This window comes from Pseudomonas amygdali (assembly GCF_002699855.1).
Lineage (GTDB): Bacteria > Pseudomonadota > Gammaproteobacteria > Pseudomonadales > Pseudomonadaceae > Aquipseudomonas > Aquipseudomonas amygdali.
This window is the reverse complement of record NZ_LKBW01000034.1, coordinates 1-15,592: the sequence shown is the minus strand read 5'-3', so window position 1 is coordinate 15,592 and position 15,592 is coordinate 1. Positions and strand designations below refer to the sequence as shown.

The following is a 15,592-nucleotide window of genomic DNA, read 5'->3' as shown; positions in this document are numbered from 1 at the left end:
CAATATTCTTTCACGGCTGCGAGTTTTGCCTGCACTGTATATTTACCCATGACGCCTCCAAAGGTTGCGTCCAACCTTCGGGGGTCATACCAGCTTAAGTAATGACCGGCCGGTATTTGCGTCGTTCAATGAGAAATATCTCCCCGTAAACTGCCTGAAAGACGGGGCGCGCTGGCCTGATCATTTTCGCCGTTTGCGTTTCACCAAGAATTACAACGAGTGCTGCGTTATGCTTCGCGCCATCGCGCCGAGGCATGTCAATGTCTGGCTGAATCTGAATTGTTACGCGTTGTGATGTTCTCAGTGTTGAACCTCATGTCTGGTTTCCGGGAGTAGTGGATGAGTCAAACAAACAGTCATGGGGAGGCCGCAGGCACTGCCAAGCCTATCGGGTTGCTGATCGCGGCAGTGGGGGTGGTTTATGGCGATATCGGAACAAGCCCGCTGTATACCCTCAAGGAAGTGTTTCAGGGCGGTTACGGCGTGGAAGTCACGCATGACGCGATACTCGGAGTGTTGTCACTGATCTTCTGGTCGCTGATCTGGGTTGTTTCGTTCAAGTACATGGCGTTTGTTCTGCGTGCTGACAACCAGGGCGAGGGCGGCATCATGGCGTTGATGGCGCTGGCGCGTCGAGCATCGGCCAAACACCCCAAACTGCAAATGATGATGGTGGTGTTCGGGTTGTTCGGTGCTGCGCTGTTCTACGGTGACAGCATGATTACCCCGGCAGTCTCGGTATTGTCGGCGATGGAAGGGCTGGAACTGGCCTTCGATGGCCTTGATCACTGGATCGTGCCCATGGCGCTGATCGTGCTGGTGGGGCTGTTTCTGATCCAGCGCCACGGCACGGCACGCATCGGCGTGCTGTTCGGCCCGGTGATGGTGACCTGGTTTCTGGTGCTCGGCGCGCTGGGCGTTTACGGCATCATGCAGTCGCCGGAAGTGCTAAAAGCGGTCAATCCGGCCTGGAGTGTGAATTTCTTCATCATTCATCCGGGCATTGGTGTGGCCATTCTGGGTGCTGTGGTGCTCGCCCTGACGGGGGCCGAGGCGCTGTATGCCGACATGGGTCACTTTGGCCGCAAGCCGATTTCACGTGCCTGGTTCATCCTCGTGCTGCCAGCACTGCTGCTCAACTATTTTGGCCAGGGTGCGCTGGTGCTGGGCAACCCTGAAACGGTTCGTAACCCGTTCTACCTGCTGGCGCCGGGCTGGGCGCTGCTGCCACTGATCGGTCTGTCGACGATGGCAACCATCATTGCCTCGCAAGCGGTGATCTCCGGCGCCTTCTCGATGACGCTGCAGGCGATCCAGTTGGGCTACATTCCGCGCATGCACATCCAGCACACCTCCAGTGATGCGCAGGGCCAGATCTACATCGGTGCCGTCAACTGGGCGCTGATGGCGGGTGTCATTCTGCTGGTGATCGGCTTCGAATCGTCTGGCGCGCTCGCATCTGCGTACGGCGTGGCAGTGACCGGGACCATGCTCTGCACCACCATTCTGGTGTCGACGGTGATGCTGATGCTCTGGAAATGGCCGCCGTTGCTGGCTGTTCCGTTGCTGATCTGCCTGCTGCTGGTGGATGGCCTGTTCTTTGCGGCCAACGTACCGAAGATCTTCCAGGGCGGTGCCTTCCCGGTTCTGGCAGGTGCAGTGCTGTTCATCCTCATGACCACCTGGAAGCGCGGTAAGCAACTATTGGCGGAGCGGATTGACGAGGGCGGCCTGCCGTTGCCGATCTTCATCGGCAGTATTCGCGTTCAGCCGCCGCATCGCGTGCAGGGCACGGCGGTGTTCCTGACCGCACGTTCGGATGCCGTGCCTCATGCGCTACTGCATAACATGCTGCACAACCAGGTACTGCACGAGCAAGTGGTGCTGTTGACGGTGGTGTATGAGGACTCACCGCGTGTGCCTGCCGCTCAGCGCGTTGAGGTGGAGTCTTATGGCGAAGGCTTTTACCGGGTGATCCTGCACTTCGGTTTCATTGATGAGCCCGATGTGCCTGCTGCGCTGGCCTTGTGCGATCTGCCGGAGCTGGATTTCAGTCCGATGCGCACCACTTACTTCCTCAGCCGCGAAACGGTGATCCCGTCGAAGATGGATGGCATGGCGCGCTGGCGTGAGGCGCTGTTCGCGTTCATGCTCAAGAATGCCAACGGCAACCTGCGCTTCTTCAAGCTGCCGTTCAATCGGGTGATCGAGCTGGGTACGCAAGTAGAGATGTAAGCGTTCGCTGGCAAGGCTGGCAGCGTGGATAAAAAATCCCGGCGACCTCACGGTGCCGGGATTTTTTATGCCGTTCAGACTTCTATCTGGCGGCGCTTACTGAGCGGTAGCCTTGCCCTGACGCTTGTTGATGGCGTCGATCAGGCGCTTGGCCAGTGCCGGATAGTCTTCATCGAAGTGGTGACCTCCAGGCAACTGAACGGCCTCGCCGACTGCGGTAGTGTCGGTGCAACCGCTGTCTTTCTTCTCTTCGACACCATAAACACAGAACACCTTGGCGGCTGGCAGCTTGGCCATCTCCTGTCCGGTGGTGGCTTCCTTGCCTGCGTTGCCGAGCCAGCCGTCGACGTGAATCTCGAAGCTGCCAGTACGGGCGAAGGCCAGCAGAATGATCGCGTCGACCCGATTCTGATCATCCGCAGCCAGGCGGTTGTAGATCGCGGGCATCACGTCCGCGCCGAACGAGTAGCCAGCCAGGATGAAGCGCTTGGTGCCCCATTTCTGACGGTAGTGGTTCATCAGGTCGGTGAGATCGACAGCGGTCTGCTCCGGTGTCTTGTGTTCCCAGTAGTAGCGCAACACGTCGATGCCCACCACCGGATAGCCCATCTTGGCCATGTCGCCTGCCACGACCTTGTCCAGATCGCGCCAGCCGCCGTCACCGGACATGAACAGTGTCACGGTATCGGAAGGCTGGCTGGCCGGGACTTCGACGACCGGGATGCCCAGGCCGCCACTGTCGTTTTCACCGAGTAACAGGTGGCGCAGCTCGGTGTTGAGCACCTGAGGCAGCGGAATGTCGTAGTCGCTGATGCTGGTGTCGGCATTGGTCTGGTCACGCACGAACGCTGCACTCGGATCATCCGGGGCGTCGTTCCAGGCGGCCAGCCAGTGTCCGTGCGGAGCTTTTTGCGGCAGCGGCACGTCGCAGATCTGCGGCGGTTTCTCGTCTTCCTCCAGAACAGGCGGCGGATTCGAAACATGCTCCAGCGCAAACCCGACGGAAATGGCCTGCGCCTTGTCGTCGGTCTGCTCGGCCAGCCAGCGCCACGCCAGAGTTGCGCCAGGGCCTATGCCACCGACAACCTTCGCGGGGCCGTCAAGCTTCGCCAGGGCTTCCTGAAAGGTTTTCTGTTGCAGGACGCAGTCGTCCTTGGGCAATACCACCTGAATGATGCGTGCCGAAGCGTCCTTGCTGATCGCCAGCAACTGCTTGTCGGTGAGCATTTCTTCAGCGGTGACGGCCAGCGCAATGCGGGCCTTGATGCTGGTGGCCGGTGTCACGCTGGTCAGTGGCGCGCCACCGTCAAGGTTCAAGTGTTCCAGCGATGCGGGCGGGGCAGGGCGGTTCCAGATCCATATTCCCAGTGCTACGACTAAAAGAACAATTACCAGAGCTGCAAGCAAAAGGCGCCAGGAGCGTCGAATCATCAGCGTTTCACCAATCCAGTCAGGCCGCCCGCAATCAGGGCGGCGGTGTCAGCCAGTGCCACGAGCGGATCAAGTCCGGCAGGCACGGCCATATAACGAGGTTCCCAGTCGGGCTGGAACTTGTCCTTGAAGCGACGCAGCCCCTGGAAGTTGTACAGTTGCTCGCCACGACGAAAGATCATCGAACCCAGGCGCTGAGTGATCGGCGCGCCACGTCGTGGCTGCAGCCCCGACAAAGGCACCATTCCCAGGCTGAATCGCGCATAACCCTGGGCTTTATAATGCAGAATCAGGCCGACCATCATGAATTCCATGGTCAGCTTGGGGGCGTCCGGGTGAGATCGCATCAGGTCCAGACTGGCCAGTTCCGGGCTGGTGGTTTCCAGCAGGTTGGAAAACGCGACCGGTTTGCCCTGGAAGTGCACGATGGCAATGCGGAAGTACTTGAGGTACTCAGTGCTGAAGCGGCCCAGCGAGAAGCCTTTTTCGCGGACATTCTTGCCGGTTAGCCAGGCATCGGAAATCACTTTCAGCTCATCGATAGGCGCTTGGCCCGGCTCGTAGATTTCCAGCGAAAGCCCATCGCGGCCACCTCGGTTCCAGGTGTAACGCAGGTCTTTCATTTCCTTGCCTTTGGCGTCGATATCGAAGCGTCGCAGGTCAACGCGCGCTTCCTCGCCCAGCTTGATGGCGGTGAGGCCGATGTCCATGTAGAACGGCAGGTTTTCCGCGCGCACCTGATAGAACACCGGGCGAGCATGGTGCACGTCGCACAGGTCGCGGAACTGCCAGATCAGCTCGGCACGCTGCTGGGTCGGGCCAATCGGGTCGTAAAGCGCTACCAGACTGCGGCCGCGATGCGAGTACATCAGGAACGCATTGCCAGCCGGATGGAACAGGATCGCCTTATCGCCGGTCAGCACCAGACCGCCATCCGGCTGTTTGGATGCCTTGAGGATCTCGGCTGCCTTGTCCAGATCTGCCGCGTCGGGCAGTTTGATGACCGGTCTGGCAGTACGCAGCAACCAGGTCAGCGAGACCACCACCAACAGCACCGCGCTACCAAGGGCCGAGCGCAGGCCGCGTGGGGCATCTGCATCCAGTGTGAACTGCCACCACAACTGATGGCTGTAAGGCACGTCCTGATAGGCGAACAGCAGCAGCCAGATCGAGGCACCGACTACACAAATGCTGGCAATCAGGTAGACCGGCGAGAACGGCAGCTCCAGCAGGCGGCTTGGGCGGTAGAACGAACGGCGGAACGTGAGCAGCAGGCAGGCGGTCAGCAGCAGCATGCTGGCCTCTTCCCAGTCGAAGCCCTTGAGTATCGACAGCACTGCACCGACCAGCAGCAAAATAGAGGTCAGCATCCAGGCCGCAGACAGCCGACGACGCAGGCCCTGGGCAAGCAGCAGGCACAGCACGCCCACAAGACTTGCTCCGAAGTGCGACGCGTCGATCAGCCGATGCGGGATCATGAAGCCGACGTTTTCCAGTCGGGTATCGATTTCAGGGGTGGCACCAGAGAAGAGCAGCACCACCCCCGACAAGAAAACCAGTAGGGCCAGAATCGGTGCCGCCAGCCCCGAGGCAACGCGCATGGCTTGCTTGGTCGGCAGCAGGCGCTGGGCTTCGGTAAACAGTAGGGTAAGGCAGGCCAGCAGCAGCGGCAGGATCACGTAGATCAAGCGGTAAAGTAGCAGCGCGGCGGCTAGCGGGGCGGCACCCAGTTCGTTGGCAAAGGCTGCGAGCAGAATGGCCTCGAACACGCCGACGCCGCCAGGAACATGGCTGAGCACGCCTGCAGCAAGAGCCAGCAGGTAAATAAGGATGAACGCACCGAGAGGCGGCGCGTGCGGCAGCAGCAGGTACAACACCATCGCCGCCGCAGCGACGTCCAGCGCGGTAATCACCAGTTGGATCAGCGTCAGCTTCAAGTCTGGAAGGCGCAAGGTACGACGACCGAGACGAACCAGAATATTGTGCGGGATGTCCTGTTCCGGCAGGCGGCGACGGTAGACGAACACCGCCAGCAGCAGGCTGCCAATCAACACTGCTGTGGCGGCTACAGCCAGCACGTCGACGGGAAGCTTGAGTGCCAGTGACGCGCCTGACAGGTTGCTCAGCGTGGCCAGTGCCGCCAGTGGCGGCAACGCACAGCCTAGCGAAAGGCTGGCGAATACGGTCATGCGGGCGATTTCGATTGCGCCTACGCCATGGCGTGAATAAAGCCTGTAGCGTACCGAGCCACCGGACAGCATCGACAGGCCGACCGCATTGCCGATGGCAAACGAGGTGAAGCCGCCGAGAAGCAGCGTCTTGATGGGCAGATCGACATTGGCATAGCGACTGGCGGACAGTTCGTAGCCCATCAGGATGATATAGCCGACGATTGCCGCGAGCAGCGCGCCGCCCAGAGCGGGCAGGGGCACTGCGAACAGTGAGTCGTGCAGCGCATACCAGTCCATTTCGACCAGCATGTGGCGGCAGGCAATAAGGGCCAGGCTGAACAACAGCAGCATCACCGCCAGCCCGATAGGCTGCCGGTATTTGCTTAGCAGCTCCCGCCAGTTCTGGCGTGGTGGGCTGCCGGGTTGCTCTGCATCAACGGTTTCATTGGAATCGGACATGTTGTCGCGCATCAATCACTCCTTGGATCGTGCGCGACAGGATGGAGGTATGCAGCCAAGTTACCAATCCCTACGCAGAAAATATTTCAGGATGTTAGCGCGTCAACGTCTAACGAGCGAATAGCGAATCCGGCCAGGCGATGCTGTTCAGCCGAGGTTCAGTCGTGATTCAGCTTAGTAACACCTATCGGCAGCGCATGCAAAAACTGTCGTCAATGAAAGCATTACGTTACAGATGTGATGATAGGGTTTCAAAGGGCTTGGAAAATAGTCTTTTTTCTCAGGCAGTTAGCGGTCGCCTGAAATGTTTTTTCACCGGAAACAAAAAAGGCCACTCTTTCGAGTAGCCTTTCTTGAAGTTTGGTTGCGGGAGCCGGATTTGAACCGACGACCTTCGGGTTATGAGCCCGACGAGCTACCAGACTGCTCCATCCCGCGTCTGTGTGGCGGCATTGTACAGCCGAACGCTGAAGTGTCAACCCTTAATCCTGAAAGCAGGCAAATGAGTAGCAGATTGTGCACCTTTGCCAATGATGCTGCCTTTTTTGCGCCTCAATGTGAAAGCGCTGATCAGGCTGCAATGAAGGGGGGTCAGTGGCAGGGCATGAGAAGGTACTTTTAACGCAGGCACAAAAAAGGCCACTCTTTCGAGTAGCCTAATGAGATGGTCACCCCCACACCCTGCGAGGGCTAAGCTTTAGCAGGGTGCTTTATTTTCGGAGGACATCATCATGAGCGAGCCAGCGCTGATAGGTATTGATCTCGGTAAACATACATTCCATCTGCACGGCCAGGATAAGTTAGGCCGGGAGGTATTTCGCAAAAAATGTTCACGGGCGCAATGCTGATAGGTATTGATCTCGGTAAACATACATTCCATCTGCACGGCCAGGATAAGTTAGGCCGGGAGGTATTTCGCAAAAAATGTTCACGGGCGCAAATGATGCAATTTTTCGCTAGCTCGCAGAGCTGTGTCGTGGCAATGGAGGCCTGTGCGGGGTCGCACTGTGTTGCTCGTCAGTTGGCGGCAATTGGACACACGGCCAAGCTGATTTCCCCGCAGTTCGTTAAGTGGAGGCCTGTGCGGGGTCGCACTGTGTTGCTCGTCAGTTGGCGGCAATTGGACACACGGCCAAGCTGATTTCCCCGCAGTTCGTTAAGCCCTTCGTCAAGGGCAACAAAAACGACTTTGTCGACGCTGAGGCGATTTGCGAAGCCGCGTCTCGTCCTTCGATGCGTTTCGTTACGCCCAAGACTGAATCCCAGCAAACCCTTTCTGTACTCCATCGGATGCGCGAATCGTTGGTGCGTGATCGCACCAGAACCGCTAATCAGATGCACGGTTTTCTATTGGAATTTGGCGTCAGCCTGCCCAGAGGTTTGTAATCAAGGCAATGGATAAAGAGCTGGCATGCCAAGTGGCCGATGATGATCTGGGTAGCCGTTTGCTGAGCATTCCATGTGTAGGCCCGANGTTCGTCTGACAATGCTGCTGCAGCGTTTGCACAATCACCTCATCTATCTGGATGAGCAAATCAAGGCAATGGATAAAGAGCTGGCATGCCAAGTGGCCGATGATGATCTGGGTAGCCGTTTGCTGAGCATTCCATGTGTAGGCCCGATCACCGCCAGCCTGCTAGCTGTGGAGATGGGCGATGGTGAGCAGTATCGATGCAGCCGGGACTTTGCCGCATCAGTGGGATTGGTACCCAAGCAATACAGCACCGGCGGCAAGGCCAACTTACTAGGGATCAGTAAACGCGGCGACAAGCACCTTCGACAGTTGCTCGTGCAATGTTCCAGGGTCTACATGCAGAGACTCGATCACCAGAAAGGAGCCTTGGCCGACTGGGTTCGTTCATTGCTGAGTCGACGCCACTCCAATGTTGTGGCCTGTGCCTTGGCTAACAAGCTGGCGCGAATCGCTTGGGCGATAGCCGCGCACCATACGCAGTACGAAGCAGGGCCAGGCGCCTGAGCGCCTGATTCGGCAGTTGTTGCTGTACCACGATTTACCTTTCAGGTTTTGCGATAGCTGAATAGTGGATGACGTAAACGGCCTATCGGCCTGACGAAGAACCTGTTTTAAAAATTGGCTCAGCAAGAAGCCGTTAGCCTTTTCAGGATCGTTAGGCGCGACTCTCATCATGGCGCGGGTGAATCATCCAATAGACGCCGGATAGATTTAAGCAAGCCAACTACTTCGCTCATGAATCAGCATTGCAAAAAAGGGGGTGACCATAGATTTTTTGATNCTGACGAAGAACCTGTTTTAAAAATTGGCTCAGCAAGAAGCCGTTAGCCTTTTTCCCGCTCAAGGCGAGCAATTCGGGCTTCCAGCTCTTGGATTTTCTGCTGCTCCGGGGTCAGCGCCTTGCTCTGCGGGGTGACGCCCGTGCGTTCTTGCTGCACCTGGTCGACCCATCGGCGCAAAGCAGACTCTCCGACACCAAGCGAGCGAGAGGCCTCAATGTGGATATAGTCTTGATCGAGCACGAGGCCTACGGCCTCACGTTTGAATTCAGCGGAAAAGGTACGGCGTTGTTTGGTCATCAGACACCTCTGTCTGGCGAGCATTCTCGCCTAAATGGGTGTCCGGTTTCATTAGACCACTACACATAGCTTATGGAGTGGTTAATCCCATGGCGCCGCCCTTCATTGCGATAATGTTTAAGGATAGGGATGCGGCCGTAAAAATATTTGAGCGGTGGCGAGAGCGATTCGGGACAGTAGACAAGGAGGAGGAAATCCACGTNATGAGCCCGACGAGCTACCAGACTGCTCCATCCCGCGTCTGTGTGGCGGCATTCTACAGAGAGATGGCGAGGTGTCAATGGTTAGTTTTAAAAAAGTGCTTTTTCTTCAATTGGTTAGCGTCGCCGCTTATGAGTTTGTTCGGCTCTGACGCCTGTATGGCGGGGCTGCGCAGCTTTTTCGACCACGCGTCAGGGACTTTTCACTGTTTTTCACGGCGACCTTTCGCATCACTGGATGTTACTTGCCGGTACGAATGAGATACTGCTCAGCCATTGATTGCAAAATCCCATCAGGTCATGACGCAGCGCAAAATCATCCATATCGACTGTGACTGCTTTTATGCAGCCATTGAAATGCGTGACGAGCCCGAGCTCGCTGGCAAGCCGCTGGCGGTGGGCGGCTCTGCAGAGCGGCGTGGGGTGATTGCGACCTGTAATTACGAAGCGCGCGCGTATGGGGTGCGTTCAGCCATGTCATCCCGACATGCGCTCAAACTCTGCCCGGACCTGACCATCGTCAAGCCGCGCATGGAGGCCTATAAGGAGGCGTCACGGGAAATCCATACGATATTCCGGGATTACACCGACCTTATAGAGCCCTTGTCGCTGGATGAGGCGTTCCTCGACGTATCGGATGCCGGGCACTTTTCCGGTAGCGCCACGCGCATCGCCCAGGACATCCGGCGCCGGGTCTCGAATCAGCTGCATATCCCGGTTTCGGCGGGCGTCGCGCCGAACAAATTTCTGGCCAAGATCGCCAGCGACTGGAAGAAGCCCAACGGTTTGTTCGTCATTACTCCGGATCAGGTCGAGGATTTCGTCGCCTCTTTGCCCGTTACCAAACTACACGGCGTGGGGAAAGTCACCGCAGACAAGCTGGGGCGGCTGGGCATCGTCGACTGTGCCGACCTGCGAAGCCGCAGCAAGCTTGCGCTGGTCCGTGAGTTCGGCAGCTTCGGTGAGCGTCTCTGGAGTCTGGCGCACGGAATAGATGACCGTCCGGTGCAGAATGACAGTCGACGTCAGTCAGTCAGCGTAGAAAATACCTACGACACGGATCTGCCTGATCTGGCTGCCTGCCTGGAAAAGCTGCCCGCCCTGCTGGAAACCCTCGGTAACCGGATGGCGAGAATGGAAGGGCAGTACCGGCCCGGCAAGCCCTTCGTCAAAGTGAAGTTTCACGACTTCACTCAGACGACTCTGGAGCAGTCCGGAGCCGGAAGGGATCTGGGCAGTTACGAGCAGTTGCTGGCGCAGGCGTTTGCCCGTGGTGCCAAGCCTGTTCGGCTTCTGGGTATAGGTGTGCGTCTGCACGACCTGCGCGCAGCTCATGAACAATTGGAGTTGTTCTCGCAATAATGAAATGGTCGGCTGCGGTTACATACCGCAGCCTTTCACATTACTGGCTCTGGGCGGGAACGGCGACCAGACGGCCAGCGTCCCTGGCGAGTGATTTGAGAAATTCACCCTGCAACTGCGGATCGTTGCGTGTCAGTTCAATCAGGCTCTGTTCGAGCTCGCTGGCTTCTTCTTCCAGCCCCAGGTCAGAAAGGCGTTTGACGCGATGCACCCATTGGCTGACCTCGTCATCTTCCAGATCGTCGTATATCAGTGCGTGGGCTTCCAGCAGCTTGCCGCGCAGAGAGTGGCTGATCGGCAAGCTGGCGTTCGCGTGAGCGCTGTCCTGGTCGTCTTCGACGTTGATATAAATGCGCGTGATACGGCTCAGGTCCTGTTCGGCAAAAGGACTGTCCAGCAGGTTCAGGCGCAGAATGCCGTTGCGGTCGGTGCTCATTTCATGAGTTTCGTTACCGGCCTTGACCATCACCGGGCGTTCATTCCACGGCAGCGTGGAGTTCTCGATCCGTTTGTCTTTCTGGACTTCGTCAATGCTCGCCAGATTCTGCTGGGCGCGCCCGTGAGAGGGGGCGTTCATGAACGGGTTCAGACCTGCCACACCGTAGTGAATCCAGTCCCGGGTCATGCTTTCCGGCAAATTGCCCAGTGCAAAGACGTTGACCACATTCGCCCCGACGCCTGCTACAACAGCGACCGCGCCGAGGGAGATCTCGTAGATCTCCCGCCAGGGCTGGTAAGGCGTATAGCGGTCATAGTGGCGGGTGACTTCAAAATCGGTAACTTCGAACGATTTGTGCTCGTGAATCCGCACGCGGCGTTGCGGTAACTCCAGCGTTTTGGGTTCACCGATATCGACTTGCAGTGTGTGTTCGAGCAGTTTGCGTTCGACGCGCTCCTCGTGCTCACTGCGTTGTGATAGCTGATTGGCACAGCCGCCGACGAGAAACGAGCCGCACAGGACGGCGCTGCCGAGGCTTAAGGTGCTTCGTTTGAGCATGGGATCTCTGATGCGGATTGGGCGAGTGACGAGCGGCGCACCTGTTGAAAAAACATGTGCGCCTTTTGACTCAGCGGTTCACTTTGCCCTGGATGAACGACAGCACATCCGAGACTGCAATGGCTTGCGGTTGCGACTCGGTACGGCTCTTGTATTCCAGATTGCCTTCGGCCAGACCACGGTCGCTGACTACGATGCGATGCGGAATACCGATCAGTTCCATGTCAGCGAACTTGATGCCGGGGCTGGTTTTCTTGTCGCGGTCATCGAGCAATACCTCAAAGCCGGCGGCAGTCAGCTCGGCGTACAGTTTGTCTGTCGCTTCACGAACCGCGTCTGTTTCGTAGCGCAGCGGGATCAAGGCGATCTGGAAAGGCGCCAGAGTGTCGTTCCAGATAATGCCGTTTTCGTCGCTGTTCTGTTCGATTGCGGCGGCAACCACGCGGGAAACGCCGATGCCGTAGCAACCCATCGCGAGATTGACCGGCTTGCCGTTTTCCCCCAGCACCTGGCACTTCATCGCTTCGCTGTACTTGGTGCCCAGCTGGAAGATGTGGCCCACTTCGATGCCGCGCTTGATTTCCAGCGTGCCTTTGCCGTCCGGGCTTGGGTCGCCCGCAACAACATTACGCAGGTCTGCGACGGTCGGAACCGGCAGGTCGCGTTCCCAGTTGACGCCGAAATAGTGCTTGTCATCGATATTGGCGCCGACGCTGAAGTCGCTCATCAGCTCGACCGAGCGGTCGATGATGCACGGCAGCGGCAGATTCAACGGACCCAGCGAGCCTGCGCCTGCACCGATGGCATCACGCAGTTCGGCTTCGGATGCCATCACCAACGGGCTGGCAACCTGTTCAAGCTGGCTGGCCTTGATTTCGTTGAGCTCGTGATCGCCACGGATGATCAGGGCAATCAGCTTGCCTTCTTCGGCAGCATGCACCACCAGCGTCTTGACGGTTTTCTCGATCGGCAAATCGAAACCTTCGACCAGTTGGGCGATGGTCTTGGCGTTCGGAGTATCGATCAGACGCAATTCTTCAGTAGCGGCCGGACGAGCTTTCTCACGAGGTACTGCTTCGGCTTTTTCGATGTTGGCTGCGTAATCGGAGCCATCGCTGAACACGATATCGTCTTCGCCGGATTCGGCCAGCACATGGAACTCGTGCGAGCCTGCGCCGCCAATCGAGCCGTTGTCAGCTTCGACCGTGCGGAATTTGAGGCCCAGGCGGGTGAAGATGTTGCTGTATGCCAGGTGCATGCGGTCGTAGGTGACCTGCAGCGACGCGTGGTCAGCGTGGAACGAGTAGGCGTCTTTCATGACGAATTCGCGTCCGCGCATCAGGCCGAAGCGTGGACGAATCTCATCACGGAATTTGGTCTGGATCTGGTACATGTTGATCGGCAGCTGTTTATAGCTGTTGAGCTCATTGCGTGCCAGATCGGTGATGACTTCTTCGTGGGTCGGGCCCAGGCAGAACTCACGGTTGTGGCGGTCGACCAGGCGCATCAGCTCCGGGCCGTATTGTTCCCAGCGACCGGATTCCTGCCAGAGTTCTGCAGGCTGAATGCCGGGCATCAGAATTTCGAGTGCGCCAGCGGCGTCCATTTCTTCACGAACAATCGCTTCGACCTTGCGCAGCACGCGCAGGCCCATGGGCAGCCAGGTGTAAAGACCGGATGCCAGCTTGCGGATCATGCCAGCGCGCAGCATCAGCTGATGGCTGACCACGACCGCATCGGAAGGGGTTTCTTTCTGTGTGGCGAGCAAAAATTGACTGGTGCGCATGGTTGGCCGTTGTCGGTTGCTGAGACTGGATATGACCTGGCATTGTACGGCGGTGTTCCGGTCGCGTACAGGGCGGGGCAGGCTTGCAGAGGGTAGGGGAGTTCTTTCAGAGCCAATAGAAGAAGCCCGGCATGAGCCGGGCTTCTTCTATTAACGAGTGCTGAGCTGCGATTACAGGATCGAGATCGGGTAATCGACAATCAGGCGGAACTCGTTAACGTCGCCATCTGCCTGGGCATCGTTACCACGGTGCCATGCCTGACGCATACGGAAGGACAGGTCTTTGGCTGGGCCAGTCTGTACAACGTATTTGGCTTCAACGTTGGTTTCGTGGTGTTTGCCATCAGCTCCATACATATTGGCATAGGCACTGGACGCGTCTACTTTGGTGCCATCAATGTTGTCACCGTTAAGGTAGCGGGTCATGAAGCTCAGGCCGGGAACGCCGTAAGGCGTCATGTTCAGGTCGTAGCGCACTTGCCACGATTTCTCGCCTGGACCGTTGAAGTCGGAGTACTGAACGGAGTTGGCGAGGAAAATAGAGTCGCCACCACGATTGTTGTCGCCTATACCGATGTAGTCGAACGGTGTATCGCCGTCGACTTTCTGGTACGCAACGGTAATGGTATGCGCTGCCAGGAATGAATAGGCTGCCGACGCCGAATAAGTGGTGTTGTTAATCGATCCAGCTTTAGCGCTGCCTTCGTCAAGGGTGCGGTACAGGTTGACGTCGAAAGCCAGTGACTGATCATTACCCAAAGGCAATGCGTAGTTCACGTTACCGTAGTACTGATCCCAGATGTCTTCGAGTTTGGCTGCATAGAAAGCTACGCCCAAACCGTCGGTCACTGCGTACTTGCCGCCAACAAAATCTGCGCTGCTGGCTTTCAGGCCGTTGAAGCCGTTTGCGTAAGTTGCCCAGATGCTGCCGTCGTGACTGGTGTCATCCTGGCTTGTGCCTGAGTAGAAGTGTCCTGCTTCAAGATCAAGACCTGCAATCTCACTGCTTTGCAGGCTTAGACCGCTAGCGGTTTGAGGTAACAGGCGTGATCCGCCAACCGCAAATACTGGACTGGTGGGCTGCATGTCACCGATTTTCAATTCAGTCTTCGATACGCGGAATTTTACAGCGCCGCCCAGCTTACCCTGCGTAGCCTCGTTATCACCATTGGCGTCAGTGACCAGGTTTCCAGAACCTGAGTATTTGTCGAGACCCCAAAGCCTGAGGCCACCATAGCCGAATGCCTCAACGCCGACACCGATGGTGCCTTGAGTGTAACCGGTGCTGAAGTTGGCCCAGATACCTTGGGTCCAGTCTTTATCGCTGCGGCCGCCTGGAGCGGGGTTGTTTTTCTTGTCACGGTTGTAATAGTAATTGCGCAACTTCAGGTCAAGCGTGCTGCCTTCCACAAAGCCCTTGGCATCAGCCTGATCGCTGACGAAAGGTGCCGCTGTTGCCAGTTGGGTGCTGGCTGCCGTAACGGCCAGTGCGATTGCGCTCCACTTCATCACTCTCATCGTGATTGCTCCTTTGGTTTTTAGAAGATTTTTGCCGTCCACCTGTTTTTTTATCTGGGCGGCTCTTTCTATTTTTGGTCGGCGGAATCTATATCACGCTGACGCTGGTTGCTATAGGTACAGCTCTATCCTTTCAGATTCTTTACGACATGGCGCCAGGCTAGCCCGTAGTGGCATCTGTGCTTGATCGAATGGATCAATACGCGGTCTGCCAAACACGTCCCCCAAGGTCGCGAGCCTTGTTTCCCTTGATGCTGTCACCCTCGTTTTCCGCCGGGGGGGACGTGATCATATGGGTCATAAAGCAACAAGCGTGCACAAAATTTCCGAAAATGAAAAAATTTTGTGAAAAATCAGAATCAGCATCGCTTTTTTGATTTATCCATATGATTTTTATGAATATTTCAATTTTGTAAAAATATCGATGGATTTTACGTGTCATGGTTTGGGGCGGTTCTTTCTCGCAAAAGCGTTACCCGAATCAGCTCCCTTTGAGTAGAAAACGAATGCGTTGTGTTGTTGTCGCAACAGCAGTGTGTGATTTTGGTGCAGTGCGTACCCGGCTCGCCTGAACCTGGAGCAATGCTCTGGTTGGTCATCATGGTGAGGCCAGGGTTGTTTCATTTTCATGTACCTGAAGCAGGCAATTGTTAGGCGGCGTTTCAATGAATGAATTCATGGTTGGCGGTTCTACAACCTTAGCGAGCGTCAAATCGGTGCGGTCACCATTATGCCGGACTCATTCTGGTGCGCATGGGGGCGGGCAGGTGAAGCGCCGTGCGAACCCTAGGGTTTGTCTGAAAAGTCAGCCCGCAAGCATCTTTCGATGCAAGCCAGTGTGACCATCGCTTTAAAGCTACTTGCCAGCTTGTCGTAACGC

Annotated in this window: 6 protein-coding genes, 1 tRNA gene and 4 pseudogenes; 3 read left to right on the top strand and 8 right to left on the bottom strand. The window is 57.0% G+C overall.

Annotated elements, in window-relative coordinates; translation table 11 throughout:
* Positions 1 to 339: 339 nt before the first annotated feature.
* Positions 340 to 2,235 (top strand): potassium transporter Kup, encoded by a 1,896-nt coding sequence (locus AO277_RS04065; protein WP_044319965.1) that lies wholly within the window; start codon positions 340 to 342, stop codon positions 2,233 to 2,235.
* A 96-nt stretch (positions 2,236 to 2,331) separates the two neighbouring features.
* On the opposite strand, the gene AO277_RS04060 is transcribed toward AO277_RS04065, so the two are convergent.
* The 3 genes and pseudogenes from AO277_RS04060 to AO277_RS04050 form a co-directional block, all read right to left on the bottom strand.
* Positions 2,332 to 3,666 (bottom strand): virulence factor family protein, encoded by a 1,335-nt coding sequence (locus tag AO277_RS04060; RefSeq protein WP_044319964.1) that lies wholly within the window; start codon positions 3,664 to 3,666, stop codon positions 2,332 to 2,334.
* Positions 3,666 to 6,283: pseudogene (gene mprF, locus AO277_RS04055) on the bottom strand (bifunctional lysylphosphatidylglycerol flippase/synthetase MprF). Before mprF ends, AO277_RS04060 begins: the two are co-directional and overlap by 1 nt.
* A 374-nt stretch (positions 6,284 to 6,657) precedes the next feature.
* A tRNA-Met gene (locus tag AO277_RS04050) sits at positions 6,658 to 6,734 on the bottom strand.
* A gap of 403 nt (positions 6,735 to 7,137) precedes the next feature.
* Here AO277_RS04050 and AO277_RS04040 point away from each other — a divergent pair.
* Positions 7,138 to 8,274: pseudogene (locus tag AO277_RS04040) on the top strand (IS110 family RNA-guided transposase).
* A 326-nt stretch (positions 8,275 to 8,600) separates the two neighbouring features.
* Here the strand turns inward: AO277_RS04040 and AO277_RS04035 are convergent.
* Positions 8,601 to 8,849: pseudogene (locus AO277_RS04035) on the bottom strand (transposase); the annotation flags it as partial.
* Positions 8,850 to 9,349: 500 nt separating this feature from the next.
* Between AO277_RS04035 and dinB the strand changes: the two are divergent.
* Entirely contained in the window at positions 9,350 to 10,411 is a 1,062-nt protein-coding gene (gene dinB / locus AO277_RS04025; protein ID WP_044319978.1) for a DNA polymerase IV, read from the top strand.
* Between the two features lie 40 nt (positions 10,412 to 10,451).
* Here dinB and AO277_RS04020 read toward each other — a convergent pair whose 3' ends face one another.
* The 4 genes and pseudogenes from AO277_RS04020 to AO277_RS04000 all read right to left on the bottom strand — a co-directional run.
* Positions 10,452 to 11,408: a hypothetical protein gene (locus AO277_RS04020; RefSeq protein WP_044319977.1), complete on the bottom strand. Its 957-nt coding sequence runs from the start codon at positions 11,406 to 11,408 to the stop codon at positions 10,452 to 10,454.
* A 70-nt stretch (positions 11,409 to 11,478) separates the two neighbouring features.
* Positions 11,479 to 13,194, bottom strand: coding sequence for a proline--tRNA ligase (locus AO277_RS04015; RefSeq protein WP_044319976.1), 1,716 nt, complete (start codon positions 13,192 to 13,194; stop codon positions 11,479 to 11,481).
* Between the two features lie 171 nt (positions 13,195 to 13,365).
* Positions 13,366 to 14,712 (bottom strand): OprD family porin, encoded by a 1,347-nt coding sequence (locus AO277_RS04010; protein ID WP_005746539.1) that lies wholly within the window; start codon positions 14,710 to 14,712, stop codon positions 13,366 to 13,368.
* Between the two features lie 786 nt (positions 14,713 to 15,498).
* A pseudogene (locus AO277_RS04000) lies at positions 15,499 to 15,592 on the bottom strand (IS5/IS1182 family transposase); the annotation flags it as partial.